The organism is Myroides odoratimimus (genome assembly GCF_001485415.1).
GTDB classification, from domain to species: domain Bacteria; phylum Bacteroidota; class Bacteroidia; order Flavobacteriales; family Flavobacteriaceae; genus Flavobacterium; species Flavobacterium odoratimimum.
Genome location: NZ_BCMQ01000013.1, coordinates 1 through 16,950, shown reverse-complemented (window position 1 = coordinate 16,950; position 16,950 = coordinate 1). Strand labels below are relative to the sequence as shown.

14 protein-coding genes and 2 tRNA genes are annotated in these 16,950 nt (G+C 35.0%); 8 read left to right on the top strand and 8 right to left on the bottom strand.

Translation table 11 applies throughout. From position 1 onward, the window contains the following. Nucleotides 1-47 precede the first annotated feature (47 nt). Nucleotides 48-2,678, bottom strand: coding sequence for an AsmA-like C-terminal region-containing protein (locus tag MODO_RS12045; RefSeq protein WP_006257286.1), 2,631 nt, complete (start codon nucleotides 2,676-2,678; stop codon nucleotides 48-50). A gap of 135 nt (nucleotides 2,679-2,813) precedes the next feature. After that, complete coding sequence (gene sppA / locus MODO_RS12040; protein ID WP_006257287.1) at nucleotides 2,814-4,580, bottom strand: signal peptide peptidase SppA; 1,767 nt, start codon at nucleotides 4,578-4,580, stop codon at nucleotides 2,814-2,816. 126 nt (nucleotides 4,581-4,706) lie between these two features. On the opposite strand from sppA, the gene folK reads away from it, so the two are divergent. Together folK and MODO_RS12030 are read left to right on the top strand one after the other, a co-directional pair. Further along, complete coding sequence (folK, locus tag MODO_RS12035) at nucleotides 4,707-5,855, top strand: 2-amino-4-hydroxy-6-hydroxymethyldihydropteridine diphosphokinase (protein ID WP_006257288.1); 1,149 nt, start codon at nucleotides 4,707-4,709, stop codon at nucleotides 5,853-5,855. After that, nucleotides 5,845-6,405, top strand: a complete 561-nt coding sequence (locus tag MODO_RS12030) for a DUF1543 domain-containing protein (protein ID WP_006257289.1) — start codon at nucleotides 5,845-5,847, stop codon at nucleotides 6,403-6,405. Before folK ends, MODO_RS12030 begins: the two co-directional genes overlap by 11 nt. A 45-nt stretch (nucleotides 6,406-6,450) precedes the next feature. Here MODO_RS12030 and MODO_RS12025 read toward each other — a convergent pair whose 3' ends face one another. The 6 genes from MODO_RS12025 to MODO_RS12000 all read right to left on the bottom strand — a co-directional run bounded on the left by MODO_RS12025 (nucleotide 6,451) and on the right by MODO_RS12000 (nucleotide 11,968). Beyond that, complete coding sequence (locus MODO_RS12025; RefSeq protein WP_006257290.1) at nucleotides 6,451-7,173, bottom strand: DUF3667 domain-containing protein; 723 nt, start codon at nucleotides 7,171-7,173, stop codon at nucleotides 6,451-6,453. A 171-nt stretch (nucleotides 7,174-7,344) separates the two neighbouring features. After that, complete coding sequence (locus MODO_RS12020; RefSeq protein ID WP_006257291.1) at nucleotides 7,345-7,875, bottom strand: YceI family protein; 531 nt, start codon at nucleotides 7,873-7,875, stop codon at nucleotides 7,345-7,347. 130 nt (nucleotides 7,876-8,005) lie between these two features. Beyond that, entirely contained in the window at nucleotides 8,006-8,842 is an 837-nt protein-coding gene (locus tag MODO_RS12015; RefSeq protein WP_006257292.1) for a DUF3806 domain-containing protein, read from the bottom strand. Nucleotides 8,843-8,948: 106 nt separating this feature from the next. Continuing rightward, a complete protein-coding gene (locus MODO_RS12010) occupies nucleotides 8,949-10,001 on the bottom strand; it encodes a serine hydrolase domain-containing protein (protein ID WP_006257293.1) in 1,053 nt (350 codons plus the stop codon). Between the two features lie 104 nt (nucleotides 10,002-10,105). After that, nucleotides 10,106-10,984 (bottom strand): DUF3806 domain-containing protein, encoded by an 879-nt coding sequence (locus MODO_RS12005; RefSeq protein ID WP_225582007.1) that lies wholly within the window; start codon nucleotides 10,982-10,984, stop codon nucleotides 10,106-10,108. A gap of 459 nt (nucleotides 10,985-11,443) precedes the next feature. Next, nucleotides 11,444-11,968, bottom strand: a complete 525-nt coding sequence (locus MODO_RS12000; RefSeq protein ID WP_006257295.1) for an RNA methyltransferase — start codon at nucleotides 11,966-11,968, stop codon at nucleotides 11,444-11,446. A 284-nt stretch (nucleotides 11,969-12,252) separates the two neighbouring features. Between MODO_RS12000 and MODO_RS11995 the strand changes: the two genes are divergently transcribed. The 6 genes from MODO_RS11995 to MODO_RS11970 all read left to right on the top strand — a co-directional run bounded on the left by MODO_RS11995 (nucleotide 12,253) and on the right by MODO_RS11970 (nucleotide 16,740). Next, nucleotides 12,253-12,540 carry a hypothetical protein gene (locus MODO_RS11995; protein WP_006257296.1) on the top strand — a complete coding sequence of 96 codons (288 nt, stop codon included), beginning with the start codon at nucleotides 12,253-12,255 and terminating at the stop codon, nucleotides 12,538-12,540. A gap of 163 nt (nucleotides 12,541-12,703) precedes the next feature. Beyond that, nucleotides 12,704-13,222 carry an FUSC family protein gene (locus MODO_RS11990; RefSeq protein WP_006257297.1) on the top strand — a complete coding sequence of 173 codons (519 nt, stop codon included), beginning with the start codon at nucleotides 12,704-12,706 and terminating at the stop codon, nucleotides 13,220-13,222. Nucleotides 13,223-13,293: 71 nt separating this feature from the next. Continuing rightward, nucleotides 13,294-15,891, top strand: a complete 2,598-nt coding sequence (gene mutS / locus MODO_RS11985) for a DNA mismatch repair protein MutS (protein ID WP_006257298.1) — start codon at nucleotides 13,294-13,296, stop codon at nucleotides 15,889-15,891. Nucleotides 15,892-16,092: 201 nt separating this feature from the next. After that, nucleotides 16,093-16,165 (top strand) — tRNA-Gly (locus MODO_RS11980). A 9-nt stretch (nucleotides 16,166-16,174) separates the two neighbouring features. Continuing rightward, nucleotides 16,175-16,260, top strand: a tRNA-Leu gene (locus MODO_RS11975). 108 nt (nucleotides 16,261-16,368) lie between these two features. Next, the gene (locus MODO_RS11970; RefSeq protein WP_006257300.1) at nucleotides 16,369-16,740 is read left to right on the top strand and encodes a hypothetical protein; all 372 of its coding nucleotides are present in this window, start codon (nucleotides 16,369-16,371) and stop codon (nucleotides 16,738-16,740) included. The last annotated feature ends 210 nt before the right edge of the window (nucleotides 16,741-16,950 follow it).

Genomic DNA, 16,950 nt, shown 5'->3' with positions numbered 1-16,950 from the left:
TATATAAAAAAAACGAGCTCCCTTAATTGGAGCTCGTTTTTTTTATACTATTCTGTTTCTTCTGTCTTTTTCTTTTTACCGAAAAGCCCTTTTAAGCCTTCGCTAATTTTGTTGACTGTTTCTTCAGTTTCATTTTTCTTTGTCACATCCTCCTCATTTGGAGTATTGTTTTCCTTTTTACCTCCTAAGATATCTAACAATGCATCTTTACCTTTTCCTACTAATTGATTCTTCTGTTCTTCTAAAATTTCATTTGTAATATTCTTTACTACATCAGCCATATTAGCAGACACCTTTGGGTTGGTAAAGTCACCAGTCACTCCTACTTTCACAGGTATTGCATCAAACTTATTACTAGATTTAGGTCCTAAAGCAGTCAATGCATTAGCGACATCATTACCTAATAATTTAGCTGGTACTTTAAAGTCCAAAGCATAATTAAGGCTTTGATCAAAGCCATGCTCACCTGATACAGTCACCGCTAAGTCTTTTGTTTTTATATCAAAAGGCTTGAACTGTACACGTCCATTATTAAAAACAATGTGCATCTTTTTATTACTCAAATCTAGATTCTTCAAATCAATGAAGTTCAACGCTCCATCTAATGAAGATAGTAGTTTAGAATTCTGAGCAGTAATACTAGCATTCGCTAAATCACCTTTTATATCACCTGACATTGTATTTAAGTCTGGTGATAAATCTGCTGCATTTAACTTTCCTTTCATCACTACAGCTGCATTTACTTTCCCTGACATCACATTAGCAATAGGTGCTACAGCTTTTAAAAACCCTAAATCAGTAAAAGTCTGTTTGATATCTAAACTTTGTAGTCCTAAGTTCATATCAAATGTAGGTATAGCTTCTTTTGTTGACACATTTCCTCCGAAAGCTATTTTCCCACCAAAAAGATCTGTTGACATATTTTGAAGACGTGCTGCTTCATCTTTAATCACTAATGTACCTTTTACATTCTTAAGTGTTAGGTCGTCGTATACTACTGTCTTTGCATTTGCATTAATTGTACAATCTAAGAACCCTGGAATCTTTAATGGATCGGATGCTTTTGTTGTAGTTGATTTCTCTTTCTTCTCTTCTACTTTCGCAGTATCTTCTTTTAATAAATCAGCTAATACAAAATTATTAGAGTTTAAATTAAAGTTTCCTTTTAAGGTCTGCTTCTTAAATAAGAACCCATATAGATTATCTAATCTCCCGTCTGCATTTAGATCTGAAGTACCCGTTTTTATAGCAAGCTTATTTAGCGTAACATTACTTGTATTAAAAGTAAGAGCTGCCTCTTGTATCTGCATTGGCTTAGCCATCGCATCTGTACTAAAATTAAAGCCTGTCAAAGATACACTACCACTGTTTTTTATATTTTGATATTGTTCTTTCTCTACAGAGTTCATATCAAAATTAGTAGCTACTTTCGCTTTTAATATCCCTGTCAGTGGTGTATCTAGTTTCACAGGATATGCTTTAGATACATTTGCCAAATTAATAACTCCATCAAAATTCGCATCTACTAATGCATTCTCGCTAATGTTCTTAATCTTTGCTTTCGCATTGAATATATCTTGATCTATCTTAAATGACAATTGGTTAATATCTACATATAGATCTTTCATTATCCCCGTCTCATTCATCACATTAATATCTAATAGAATATTCTGAACTGCTTTAGGAAGATCTGGATACTTAAAGGAAGCATTCTTTGCATTCATATGAATAGCTAGTGTAGGAATAGTCGTTTCTGTCATTTTACCTTTTACCTTTCCTTCTACTTTAAAATCACCTGATGTAGTCACCCCTTTTAGATTACCCGCATAAGCTTCTGGTATTAATCCTAAGAAGTTTTTAAAGTCTGAGTCAGGAGTAGCAAAACTCAAATCAAACTGCTGTCCGTCTTCTAATAACTGCACTGAACCATCAAATGCTAAAGGCAACTGATTAATCAATGCTTTATTCTCTTTAAATGAATACAATTGATTCGTCATATCCATTCCAATTAAAGCTTTCAGTGATAAGTTAACCTCATTCAGAAACTTAGTATCCTCCATTACAAACGAAACTTTTGCTTTAGATTCTGTATCTAAATCCAGTATATCATCTGATAGATTACCTGTCCCTTGGTGATAAAACTCGTTAATAGTAAACATCATTTTACTACCTAAATCTTTATATGTCAAGTTTAGATTGTCTATCTTATAATGATTTAAAGCTAAAGAAAACGGATCTTTATCCGAAGAGTCCTCTTCCTCTTCATCCTCTTTTTTTAATGCTATATCATAGTTAGCTACCCCTTGTTCATTCACTATCACGTTAACCTTAGCATTTTCTACTAAGATATCTTCTATACTCATAGGCTTATCCGCCCCATTGAATAACTCCATAATAGACATCTTTAGCCCTATCATTTTTGCAGAGACTAAGGTGTCTCCTGCAAATGGTTCTTTATTCACAACAGCTAAGTCCTTAATCACTACTGTTGCTTTAGGAAAGTTACGTATAAAACTCAAGTCTACTTTTTCAAATGTCACCTTTGCATTTAAGTTGTCATTGATAGTCTTTAGCACTAAATCCTGTATCTTTCCCTTAAACAAAATAGGTGTTAGCATTAGTAAGATAAACAATCCCAACACTATACCTCCTGTCCATTTTAAAACCTTTTTATTCATAACTTTTCATTTTATTACAAAATAACAAAAAAAAAGAGTTATCCCTAGTTTAAAAGGATAACTCTTTATTCGATATTAATCAATTTATGTCTTCTTTAACGAAAGCATAAATTTGACTAAAACATTGTCTTATTACTACTCTATTTTTACTTCAAAAGGCAATATTGCTTGTACACCTCTCATATTGTTGAAATAGTTAAGTCTCTCTATCATTTCATAGTTAGCTTCACCTATCTTTTCTTTGATTAGCTCTTCTTCTGATTTAAATACAGAAGCACCTAGATACCCTCTAAGCATATCTTCGAACTTCATTTTATACTCTGGGTAGTTCACTACTTTATAGTCGTCTATCTCTACCTTTTTAGCAGCATAAGCGATGGCTGTATCTAATCCTCCTAGTTCATCTACTAATTTATTTTCTAGTGCATCTTTTCCAGTCCACACTCTACCTTGCGCTAATTCGTTTACTTGTTCTACTGTCATCTTTCTTCCATCAGCTACTCTCTGAACGAATGTCGTATATACATCCTCTATGCCTTCTGTCACCATCATTCTAAAGCCTGGATCAACATCTCTAAACGGACTATAATTAGCCGCATTATCATGTGTCTTCACTTGCTCAGCATTTACTCCATACTTTGTCGCTAATGCTTTAAAGTTCGGAACCATACCGAATACCCCTATAGAACCTGTAATCGTACCTGGATCTGCAAAGATTCTATCTGCATTACTAGAGATATAATACCCCCCAGATGCAGCTACATCTCCCATAGAAACAATCATTGGTTTCACTTTTTTAGTCAACTCTATCTCTCTCCAGATTAACTCAGAAGTCAGAGCACTACCTCCAGGGCTATTTACTCTTAGCACGATAGCTTTTATCTTATCATCTTTTCTTGCTGCTTTTAGAGCACGATTGATAGATCCTTCACCAATATAGCTTACGCTACCTTCACCATCTCTTATCTCTCCTTGTGCATAGATTACCGCAATACGATCTTTAGCTGTTTTTGCACTATTTTTCACAATCACATCTTTAACGTAATCTAAGATATCTACGCTATTATAATCTTTATCTCCTTCTACTCCTAATTCATGTTTGATAGCTGCATGATACTCATCCTCATAAGCTACTTTATCCACTAATCCTGTTTTTAAAGCTAATTTAGGTGTTCTAGCTCCTAGATTATTCGCTATACCATTTAAGCTATCTACAGATATCTTTCTACTCTTAGAGATATCGTTAACTAATGTTTCCCAAATAGACTTTAAGAATACTGTTGTCTGCTCTCTATTCGCCTCGCTCATGTTTTCTTGTAAGAATGGTTCTACAGCACTTTTATATTTACCGTGTCTCATTACTTCCATTTGTACTCCCGTTTTATCTTGTAATCCTTTTAAGTAAAGAATCTCTGTAGACAATCCCTTAAAGTCTAACCCACCTACTGGATTAATATAAATAGTATCTGCAATAGAGTTTAAATAATATTCTCCTTGTGAATACACATTAGCATACGCCAATACGAACTTACCTGTTGCTTTAAACTCTTCTAGTTTATTTCTAATCTCGCGTTTCTGTACTACTCCTAGCATAGAGTTATTATTCAGAATAGAGATCCCTTTAATACGATCATCTGTCTTCGCATACTCTATAGCTGCTAGTACGTCAGACACACCATCTTTTCCAGCTTCTCTAAAGCCGAATTCCTTCATATTATATTTACCTGCATAATCATATTTCACACTAGATAAATCTAAATTAATAACTGAACTATCTTTTACTGTAACAGTATCAGAACTACTTCCCATAGCTACACCGATGATCATCAGTCCAAAAAATAATATTCCGAAGAATATAAACAGACCTACTATCGTAGCTAAAACATTTCTTAAAAACCTCATATTAAAAACAATTTATCTTATTAGTATTCAAATTATAAAAAAAGTTACAGATTATACCCGTAAATTTGCATTATTAACTGATACAAAAGTAACGATTATTCAATTTTCTTTTATTTACTTTGCCCCATGTTTACGCAAAATCAAATAGTATTATCAATAGGTTCTAATCAAGGAGATAAATTATCGAACATAGAGAAATCTATCGAACTGATTAACAAGCATATTGGTACAGTCATAAAAATATCACCTATTTACGAATTTCCTGCTTGGGGTTTTGAGAGCGATCCTTTCTTTAATTGTGCTGTATTATTACACAGTACGCTAAAAGCTGAAACGGTTATTCTAAAGGTACTCGAAATAGAACAAGTACTAGGTAGAATACGTCCACAGCATACAGTGGGGTATAGTGCTAGACTGATAGATATCGATATTATCTCTTTTAACCAAGAAGTGTATAATACTGATAACCTATCTGTACCTCATCCCTTGATGCAAGACAGACAGTTCGTACTACAGCCATGCGCAGATCTAAACTTAGAATGGGCACACCCTATACTAAAGCAAAGTTTCAAAGAATTACTGAATAGCTGTAAAGATAAAACATCTTTTAAGATAGTAGGAGAGATAAAAAGTCCAATTCTTCAATATGGCTTTACTCATGTAAACTTTATCGCCATAGAAGGTAATATAGGTGCTGGTAAGACGACTTTAACTAATCGTATATCAGAGGACTTTAATGCAAAGAATATCCTAGAAGGTTTTGCGGACAACCCTTTCTTGCCTAAGTTTTACAAAGATGCTACGAGATACGCATTTCCATTAGAGATGTCATTCTTAGCAGACAGATACTCACAGTTATCTGATGATTTAGCACAGTTTGACCTTTTTAAAGAGTTTATCATTGCTGATTATTATATCTACAAGTCTATCATCTTTGCTCAAATCACTTTAGAAGAAGACGAGTTCAAGCTGTATCAGCAGATATTTGAGATTATGTATAAAGAAACTCCTAAGCCTGATCTATATGTCTACCTATATCAGAACACAGATCGCTTATTAGAGAATATACAGAAACGTGGTCGTTCTTACGAAAGTGAAATCCCAGGTACTTACTTAGATCAAGTGAACCAAGGTTATTTTAACTATATCAAGACAATGCCTGCAGACAAAGTGTTGATCATCGATATATCAGACTTAGACTTCGTAGCTAATCAAGAAGATTATATCTACATCTTAGATAAGATTCAACATAAACTAGTGAAGCATGACGAATAAACTATTTATGACCATGCTAGGAGTCACTCCTCCAGGACGTCATATAGAACAGCATGATATCTACTTCGGTATAGGCACACAGATGAAAGACCTCATCCCACAGATAGTTGACTTTTGGCCAGAAGCAGGACCTAAACTACACGTAGATGCATGGAGAGAAGTAACGTCTGTACAAGGTCATCACATAGAAGTAGTCTCTAGAGAAGCATACCTACCTAATGATCTAAAGTTATTCTTTATCAATCTAGGCGGTTATAAACCAGGTATTTTTGACGAGTTTCACCAGACGTGTCTAGTAGTCGCTAATAGTCAGAAAGAAGCTATCCAGTATGTAAAGAGTACAGCCTTCTATGAAGAGTATAACCTGCCTCCGAGAGGATATAGTCACGTAGATAATAAGTATGGTCTAGATGTAGATGATATCTATGAGATGGACGAAATCTTAAATGAAAATTTAAAACAGCAATACGCTATCAAAATAACTCCTTCTATAGAACCTCTAACAGATGATCACATAGAACTAGGGTATATGAAGCTAAGCAGTTTCTAACTATAAAGAACGTCCCATGATAGTATATCATGGGACGTTCTTTATTTACTTACTTTGGAGTATGACATAATCAAGTAGCTCTCCTATTATAATCACTAATACTGAGAATGTGAGCATCCCTAGAACATAAGCAAAGAAAGCTTTCAAATAACTCTTTATACGTTTCACTTCAAAGAACTGACCTATTCCCCAAGTACAATAGAGCACTCCTACCACTCCTGCAATAGCCATTAAATTAACCTTTACTATCCCTTGTATTATAGCAAATACAGAAAATATCAACATAGACATTCCTGTCACAAAGCACAATAAAATTAATATCTCAAATAAATTAAAAGAGTGTTTTTTAAATAACACCTTAGCCCATACCGCTATAAACACTCCTATAATTATATTCATATACCCTGAATGAGTGTCTCCCCATAGAAATATACTATCTGCCACTCTTCCACCTCCTGAATGATGGTAAGAAACAAAACTCTCTATGTGAAAATAATGAGCAATAAGGGAATAAATAAGAGAAGCTATAATAATGAATATAATAGGCTTTACTAATTTACTTCTATCCTCAGTAATATACATCTGAACTGTAATACCTGGTTTTAGCAATAGTTCTTTTATAGTATAGAATATACCCTTCTCAACGTGTAAAACGTGGCTTATCTCATGCAAAACATAGTGACTATCTATTCTCTTTAGCTTAATTGATTCTCCACAATCAGGACAATATCCTGTTGATAAATCTGTATGAGACGTTTTACAACTCATGATTTTCTGTATATTAAGTTCAGTTATCTTATATAGTCACTACATAGTGACTAAGGAAACAAATATAATAAAATCACTTAATTCTCAAATACAATTGCGAAAGCCTTCAAAGAGATCTCTTTGAAGGCTTTCGCAATTGTATATAAAAAATTTACATCTATGAAGACATCATTAAGCCTTAGCAAACTGTACTTCAGCGAATAACTTAATATCCTCACCTACTAACACTCCACCAGTTTCTAAACCAGCATTCCAAGTCAATCCAAACTCTTTACGGTTAATCTTAGACTCTAGAGACAGTCCTATCTTAGTATTCCCCCATGGGTCTACTAGTACTCCACTATATTCTGCATTAAATGCTACCTCTTTCGTCTCTCCTTTTATCGTTAGCATACCAGTTACTACATAGTAGTTATCTGTTTTCTTCTGAATAGAAGTAGAAGTAAACACGATATCTTGATAAAGCTCTGTTTCGAAGAAATCTGCACTTTTTAGGTGAGTATCTCTATCCGCATTATTTGTATCTATAGAAGCTACCTTTGCTGTAAATGATATTTCTGAAGTTTCGAATGCTGCATCTACATTCTTAATTGTCGATGTGAAGTCATTAAACTTACCTGATACATTCGTAAACATCATGTGTTTTACTTTAAATCCTATTTCTGAATGTGTAGGGTCGATATTCCAAACTGTATTTGTCATAATAATTCTATTTTTTAAGGTTATAACCACTGTCTTATCAGTAGCGTTTTGTATGAGACAAATGTATAACCTCTAACACCCTCATACACTTAACCTAAATTAAGAACGTATCTAACTACATTTATTCTTCCTAGAACTGATCTTCTACAGATTGAAATATTTTATCTAATAATCGAGGGATTTGGATATGTTCTCCTGCTTCTAGACGAGAGACTACTAAGCTAATCGGAAAAATAACGACCTCTGTATCCTTATACTGTAAGGCATACTCATAGCCTAGGTCACCTTCTACACCTACCCATTCAAAATCGATATAATAATAACGAAGTAATGCCCCGAATAACAATCCTAACTTACCAAGATATTCTTTATCCTTTAGATCAAAACACTGCTCATCGAATAACCACTGAAGTATGTCCAACGCCTTACCAGAATCAAATACGGATTTTAACTCATATTGATTGGCTCCTAAGAGCGTACTTACACTAGACTCTATAAACTCGAGCTCTTCAGGAGTCAAGGCTTGACTACTATGGTCTTCATTGAGGACTATTCCTACATATTCTATCATCTGTACAGCCTCTTCTAAATAGCCACTTGCTAACTCAGAATTTACATCTGACTGACTGATGAATAACTGTAGCTCAAAGCGTACATTGTTATACAATACAGAATACTCATAGATATATAGATCTTCTATCTCTAGCTCTGTCATATAATAGAACTTATCTCCTACTTCCTTTACCTCCTCTTCTATATGACTCGCTTCAGTAGTAAAGTCTTCTAACACCTGCTCGAAGTCAAAGTCCTCTCCTCCTACTGTCCTTATATCATACACAGAGATATAAGGTAGATAACTCACTCCGTCTTTAGTCAAGATAAACCCTCCATAATCTGCTAACTCTACATCATACTCATCAGGTATTACCAATACTAACTTCTCTACTCCTAAATCTATATATTGCATACGCTTTACTTATTATCCTTAGATAAATATACCTTTTTTATTGTAGTCACAAAAGTTATATTATCATCTTATAAAAAAAGCTAACCATTACGTTAGCTTGTCTATTTTAGTCTTCTTCTTTCAGTATTTTATAGCCGTTAGGGTACAGCATATTCACTATCCCCTTAAACACCTGATCAGGTACCTGCTGAGCATTACTGCTATAAGCGATAGATACTTCATCATCGGGATTATATACTAGCATCGTATGCGTCCCTAGTGTGTCTCCACCATGCCCGTAAAAACTTACATTATCATAAACTAAATGCATTATACCTCTACCAAATTTACCTTCTATCTTTTGGGGCAACATTGATTCTAACGAGGCTGATGTAATTACTTTACCATGAAATAAATTATAAATAAAGATATTCAACTCTTTAGTCGTCGTGGTCAAATCTCCCACCCCTATAATATTCATCGGGTTGATGTCTATCATTTCTGCCCATTGTCCGTGTTTGAATTGATATGGTTTATGTACATAGATAGGCATCGATTTAGCAGAATATGTACTTTCTAACCTCAATGGATTCACGATATACTGATTGACTAATAAATGATAAGGTTTATCAGTCACCTCTTCTATTATTTTAGTCAATAGATAATAAGCCGAATTAGAATATGCTCGATCTGTATCAGGAGCAAACTTCACTCCTTGTTCTTTAATCAAGTTTAATATCTCCTGCTCTGTCACTTTCTCTGTCACCCACACTTCTCCTTTTTTGACTACATAGCTCCCTAGTCCACTACTGTGATCTAGCAGATTCTTAATCGTGATACGATCAGCATTGGGCATATCTGGATAGAAGTCAGATAACTTAGTGGTCAACTCTAATTTGCCCTCTTCGATTAACTTAAATATAATCACAGCAGTATAAAGCTTAGTCACCGATCCTATCTGATACATCTTATTCTCATCAGACGAGGTATCGGGTAAATTCTCTTGTCCAAAGTTTTTATGATAGACTTCTACTCCCTTTTTAAAAATAGAGAGACTGCCTGCTTCTGTATTATTCTTAGACAATTCGTTTAAATAATGATCTAACTTATATCCTTGTATTTCTTGTCCAAATACAACAGAAGATAACATCATCACAAATAATAGTATCTTGGTGTTCATCCTAATCGTTTTAATGTATTATCATTAATTAGTAGCTATCACACTACGACTGTTACAGTTATATATAAGTCAAAAGAAAGTCAATCTCTTGATGACTATTCTTATTAATAATTATACTCTAGTCGGGTGTACCCTTTATCACGCTCTATACCAATCTCTATATGCTGTACCACTTCCTCCATTAAGGCTATAACATTGATCTCTACCTCATCTTCAATTCGCTTAGTAATCATCGAAATCGGAAAACATTGCAAGGCGTAGTCTTGATACTGTAACGCCAACTCTCTACCATACTGATCATGTACTACTATCCAATGAAAATCACTGTACTGATACTGAAAACAAGCTCCGAACAAGATACCTAGTGCCTGATGATATTCATAATCATTCACGGCATACTCTCTTAGATTCAGTATCTCCTGTAACTTCGTTATAGCGTCACCACTCTCGTGATAAGCCTGAAGGTCTTCTGACGCTATCCCTAATACTTTAGCCGACGCTGTCTCTAGATGTACTAGGTCATCATACTTAGGTTCTAGTAATGGAAACTGTAGAGAAGATAGACTATCTATACTTCTGATCATCTCCTCTATCTCTTCTAGATAGACAGCTACCTCATCACTCCCTCTATCCTCCTTATTTATAATCAATGATGCTATGACAATATCATCACCATACATCACCTCGAATATGTGCATATACAGCTCCTCCTGATCTTCATTATCATAAGAGAAATAACTTTTTCCTTTATACGTCACTGCCTCTGTATTCCTCTGATGAGCTTTATCCTTAAAATCTTGTAATAGGGCTTTCTGTGTCACTCCCTCAGCTCTCGTAAAAGAGATAACACTAAATCTAATCAGAGGCTCGTCATCATGCTCGCCTCTGTATAGTATCACAGTACTATCCCCATCATTACAACTATAATAATGACTCGGCCCTTTTATAATGGTCTGTCCACTTCCTATTTCGAATACCTTCATTATTTCTCTTTTATTTATCTCAAAGATATTATTTAGTCCATTACTATAACGTGATAATATCATTAAATTATACATATTACCTTGCCCTCATTTGGTTATTTTGGTTACTTATGACCATGCTTTATCTAGCTTATTACCATTCTTAAGTCAATGAAATTCAATATTTATACAAATGTTATTCGGATACAGTTTTGCTATCCTTCGGTAAAAAGGTGTTTTTCCGAGCAAAACCAATGCTTTACCCAAATACTACCCGAACGATTCTAGTAAAAACCAAAACAAACAACTATATATCAACCAATTAACACAAATCATATTCTCCATACAAGGGCAATAACTCCATGATCATTCATTATCTCCACTAGAGGGCATTATAGGTCAATAATTTCTATTGCATAGACATAAAAAAAGCTACTTCGTATAGAAGTAGCTCCTTGATATATAAATATTGATAAGATATTACATCTGTTGGAACAAGTCCCAGATTACGATTCCTGCACTTACAGAGATATTTAAAGAATGCTTCGTACCTAGCTGTGGAATCTCGATCACTCCATCACTTAAGTTTACCACCTCTTGATTAACTCCTTTTACCTCATTACCGAATACTAATGCGTATTTCGCTCCTTCTGTCACCTTAAAGTCATTTAGCATCACGCTATTCTCTACTTGCTCTACAGACTGTACAGATACACCACTCTCTTTTAATGACTTCACTACTTCTACTACATCCTTAGCATATTCCCACTCTACAGTTTCGGTAGCCCCTAGAGCTGTTTTGTGTATTTCTTTATTTGGAGGGGTAGCGGTGATACCACATAGATATACTTTCTCAACTAAAAAAGCATCGCACGTTCTGAATACAGACCCAATATTATGTAAACTTCTTACATCATCTAAAACTACAATAATAGGTGTTTTCTCAGAAGCTTTAAACTCTTCTACATTTTTACGATCCAATTCGCTATTGGCTAATTTACGCATGACTTAAAAATTTTAGCAAAAATACTATTTATCAAATGGATTACTCTCATCTAGGTTTTATTTTTAACTAATTATACCTTAATCAATATTATTACACACAATAAAAAAGCAATATTATTACACACAATAAAAAAGCAATATTATTACACACAATAAAAAAGCAATAGTATTCAAATATAACACACTCGATATTACACTTTTAAAACAAAGATTGCACCAAGTAGTGCTCCCTTTCTTCCTATACAATAGCTAACTTTGTTATAAACCAACAAAGCCACACCACCATGACTAAAAAACTACTCAATCAGCTGGCTCTGCTCACCATACTAAACAATATTGTCTTTGTGGTGATATATCAAGGGTCCCTTATTGCTGACTTTGCTCAGAGCCCTCAATACATACATTTGGTCGAATTGGCATGGATACTATGTCTAACAGGACTCATTATCTTCCCTACGATTATCTGTACGTTATTAGAATCTAAACAAATCAGTGTTCAAAAATTCCCAATATTAGCTATTGCTCTATCCTTTATCTCTGTTATATTTTTTGCATTTGCTAGTATTCCATAATTTTCAGCTTGATATAGACCTAAAACGACATACGTCTTCTTTACCTGTTTTTTTACTATTTTTTAACACTATTTCATTCTTTTTAGCTATATAAAAAACAGAAATAAGATATTATTGCAATATCAAATGAGAGTTCCTACCTTTGCATACTCAAAAAAAATCTATGGTAAGAACTCTCATAACTAGAATTATAACATCCCCAGTCATTATCTATACAACCAGATGCTTTATCGGGTTTTACATCGGATACCTACTATTCTTAAAATATCCGAACTATGAAATCCTGTGGACTTTAATCTCGATTATGCTAGTTATCTCACCAGAAGGTCAGAATTCTAAAAAGCTATCTGTAGAACGATTTAAGTCAAATCTAGTGGGGTCTGCTGTTGGTTTAGTTTGTTTAGAGATTCATCCTAGCCCTGATTTCTACATTAGTTTATTAGGTGTATTTCTAACGATCATGACCTGTTATCTATTCAAGATATTAAATATGGCTCGCGTAGCCTTAGTAGCTCTTATCATTATCCTTGTACAGCCGCATACTGCTAGCTCAGTAGAGGCTACTCCGCTGTTTAGATGCTTAGCAGTGACCTTAGGGTGTGTGATAGGTCTGACGATAACAGTACTTACCTCTATGATCATACGCAGACTAAAAAGGTATTATGGAATACCACTCTCTTAGAAGTTCATTAAGCAAATAGCGTTTGTAAAATGTATCTGTTATATTTGTAATTTGAAACACAAAACTACATTATGACTGCTAAAGCGAAAGCACCTAAGGAAACTCCATTAATGAAACAATACAACGATATAAAAGCCAAGTATCCTGATGCTTGTCTATTATTTCGCGTAGGAGATTTTTACGAGACATTCGGTGAAGACGCTGTCAGAGCATCTAAAATATTGGGCATTACATTAACCAAACGAAGTGCAGGTACAGCTAGTGAAACAGAATTAGCAGGTTTTCCTCATCACTCGATTAATGTTTACCTACCTAAGTTAGTCAAAGCTGGACTAAGAGTAGCTATCTGTGACCAGCTAGAAGACCCTAAAACAACTAAAACTATTGTCAAAAGAGGCGTTACTGAGTTAGTAACACCTGGTGTTGCCTTAAACGATGAAGTGTTACATTCTAAATCTAACAACTTCTTATGTGCAATACACTTTGCTAAAAAGACAATCGGTATATCATTCTTAGATGTTTCTACAGGAGAGTTTTTGACCACTGAAGGAGATCAAGATTATATAGATAAACTACTACAGAACTTTGCCCCTAGTGAGATTCTAGTACAGAAGAGTAATAAGACACACTTCTTACAGAACTACGGGACTACTTATAATCTATTCTTACTAGATGACTGGGTATTCAAGACTGACTTTGCATTTGAGTCTTTGACTACTCATTTTAAAACTAATTCCCTAAAAGGTTTTGGGGTAGAAGATTTAGTAGAAGGGACGATAGCCTGTGGAGCGATACTATATTACCTATCAGAGACACAGCACACTAGACTAGAGCATATCTCTAATATACAGCGTATCGCTGAAGATGCGTATGTGTGGATGGATCGTTTTACGATCAGAAACTTAGAGCTATACAACAGTGCTAACCTGAATGCGATAACGCTATTAGACGTGATAGATAAGACCTTATCTCCTATGGGAGGTCGTCTACTGAAGCGTTGGCTAGCGTTACCACTTAAGGATACCAAGAAGATTACGGATAGACATAATATCGTAGAGATACTAAAAGAGAACAGTGAACTCCTAACACTCTTCCAAACCCAAATAAAGAAGATATCTGACTTAGAACGATTAATCTCTAAGATCGCTACTGGTAAGGTATCTCCTAGAGAGCTAATCTATCTGAACGATTCTCTAGATGCTATTATTCCGATCAAGGAGACTGCCCAAAAAAGTAGTAATGATTCTCTAAAACAAATGGGAAATAAGCTACATGGATGCGAGCTACTTAGAGAAAAGATCAGAGGTACCATCAGTGAGGATGCTCCTGTAGCGATAGCAAAAGGAAATGCAATAGCAGAGGGTGTACACCCAGAGTTAGACGAACTGCGCAAGATCTCTACTTCTGGTAAAGAACTGCTAGAGGCTATGGAGATCAGAGAGAGTGAGAAGACAGGTATTCCATCGCTTAAAATATCGTTTAACAACGTATTCGGGTACTATATAGAGGTTCGTAATACGCATAAAAACAAAGTGCCTGCAGAGTGGATTAGAAAGCAGACGCTAGTGAATGCAGAACGTTATATCACGGAGGAGTTAAAAGAATACGAAACCAAGATACTAGGTGCAGAAGAGAAAATCTATAAGCTAGAGAACGAATTGTTTGAACAGTTCGTAGCTTGGTGTGCTCAATATATCAAACCTGTACAGCTAAATGCTAATCTTATCGCACAGCTAGACTGTCTGAGCTCTTTCGCTCAACAGGCTCTTGAGAATAACTATGTAAGACCACTGATAGATGACTCTTATGAACTAGATATAAAAGATGGTCGTCACCCTGTAATCGAGAAACAACTAGCGTATGACACACCTTATATCACGAATGATGTCTATCTAAACAATAAGGAACAACAAATCATCATGATCACTGGACCTAATATGTCTGGTAAGTCTGCTATTCTTAGACAGACAGCACTTATTGTATTGTTAGCTCAGATGGGAAGTTTCGTTCCAGCTAGAGAAGTACGTATGGGGCCAGTAGATAAGATATTCACACGTGTGGGAGCATCAGATAACATCTCTATGGGAGAATCAACTTTCATGGTGGAGATGAACGAGACAGCCTCTATCTTAAATAATATCTCTGATAGAAGCTTAGTCCTATTAGACGAGATCGGACGAGGTACGAGTACCTACGATGGTATCTCTATAGCCTGGGCTATCGCAGAGTACCTACATCAGCATCCAGGTAAGCCTAAGACATTATTCGCTACTCACTATCACGAGCTCAATGATATGTCTCAGAACTTCGACGGAATAAAGAACTATAACGTCTCTGTCAAAGAACTTAAAGACAATGTGCTATTTTTGAGAAAACTAGTTCCTGGTGGTAGTGCACACAGTTTCGGTATTCATGTGGCGAAGATGGCAGGTATGCCTACTACAGTTCTAAAACGCGCTGAAAAGATGCTAAAACAACTAGAAAAAGGACATGCTAAAGATCAACAACCACTGAAAGCAGTAGAAAATGATCTACAGCTAAGTTTCTTTAATCTAGATGATCCTCTATTAGAAGAATTAAAAGAAGATATCCTTGCTATAGATGTCAATAATATCACGCCAATAGAAGCGATTATGAAGATAAATGAATTAAAGAAAAAACTAAAATAATATAAAGAAGGAAGCTCGAATGAGCTTCCTTTCTCTTTTTTGGTAAAAACCTTTGTAAAAAGGCATGAACACAGACTTTGTAAATCAAGGAGTTAAAAAATATCTTTGTTTTTTAGCTACTTTTTATTTGGATAAACAAAAAAACGTTCTATATTTGCACTCGCAATACAGAAGTAAAGCGAAGTTCTTAAAAAACATTATGCGAAAATAGCTCAGTTGGTAGAGCGCAACCTTGCCAAGGTTGAGGTCGCGGGTTCGAACCCCGTTTTTCGCTCTATATCACGCTCGAGTGGTGGAAGTGGTAGACACGCTGGACTTAAAATCCAGTGGGTAGTAATGCCCGTGCGGGTTCAAGTCCCGCCTCGAGTACATAATCCCAAGTTAACGCTTGGGATTTTTTTTTGCCCCTTTAGAAATGTCATCCCCTTAGATATTTCTACAAAAAGTAAATTTCTTTAATTTTGTTTCTTAATTGATATGAGTGCATTCGTAATTAGTTTAAAAGATAACGGAAAGTATAAGTACACTTTTGAACACAGAAGAGGTAAAACATTAATGACAAGTGTAGAGTATCCTAGTGTAGAAGCTATTCATTCTACTATATCGTTCCTTAGAACCAACTATGATTCTCTAAACTTCATTAAGTTTAAAACCCCATCAGGTAAGTCTTACTTCAGACTCGCAATAGACAAAAAGATCTATGCCAACAGTAGAAGATTTAATACCGAACTAAGATTCGAAAAGGCAATGGAGGAGATTAAGTCAAACTTTGCTAACGCTGAAATACTAGATTTATCTCTAGATATCTTTGGAAATTTTCCTTCAGAAGATATATTTGACGCAGAGTAAGTATAATCTAGTTATTATAAAAAACTGATTTACAAGACTCCATAGAATAGTTTTAAAAAAACTAAAAAAGTCTTTTTATTTAATGGAAAAACATTCTATATTTGCCATCGCAATCACGAAAAAACGTGTGCAGTCAATGCCAATTGAGCTCGAGTGGTGGAAGTGGTAGACACGCTGGACTTAAAATCCAGTGGGTAGTAATGCCCGTGC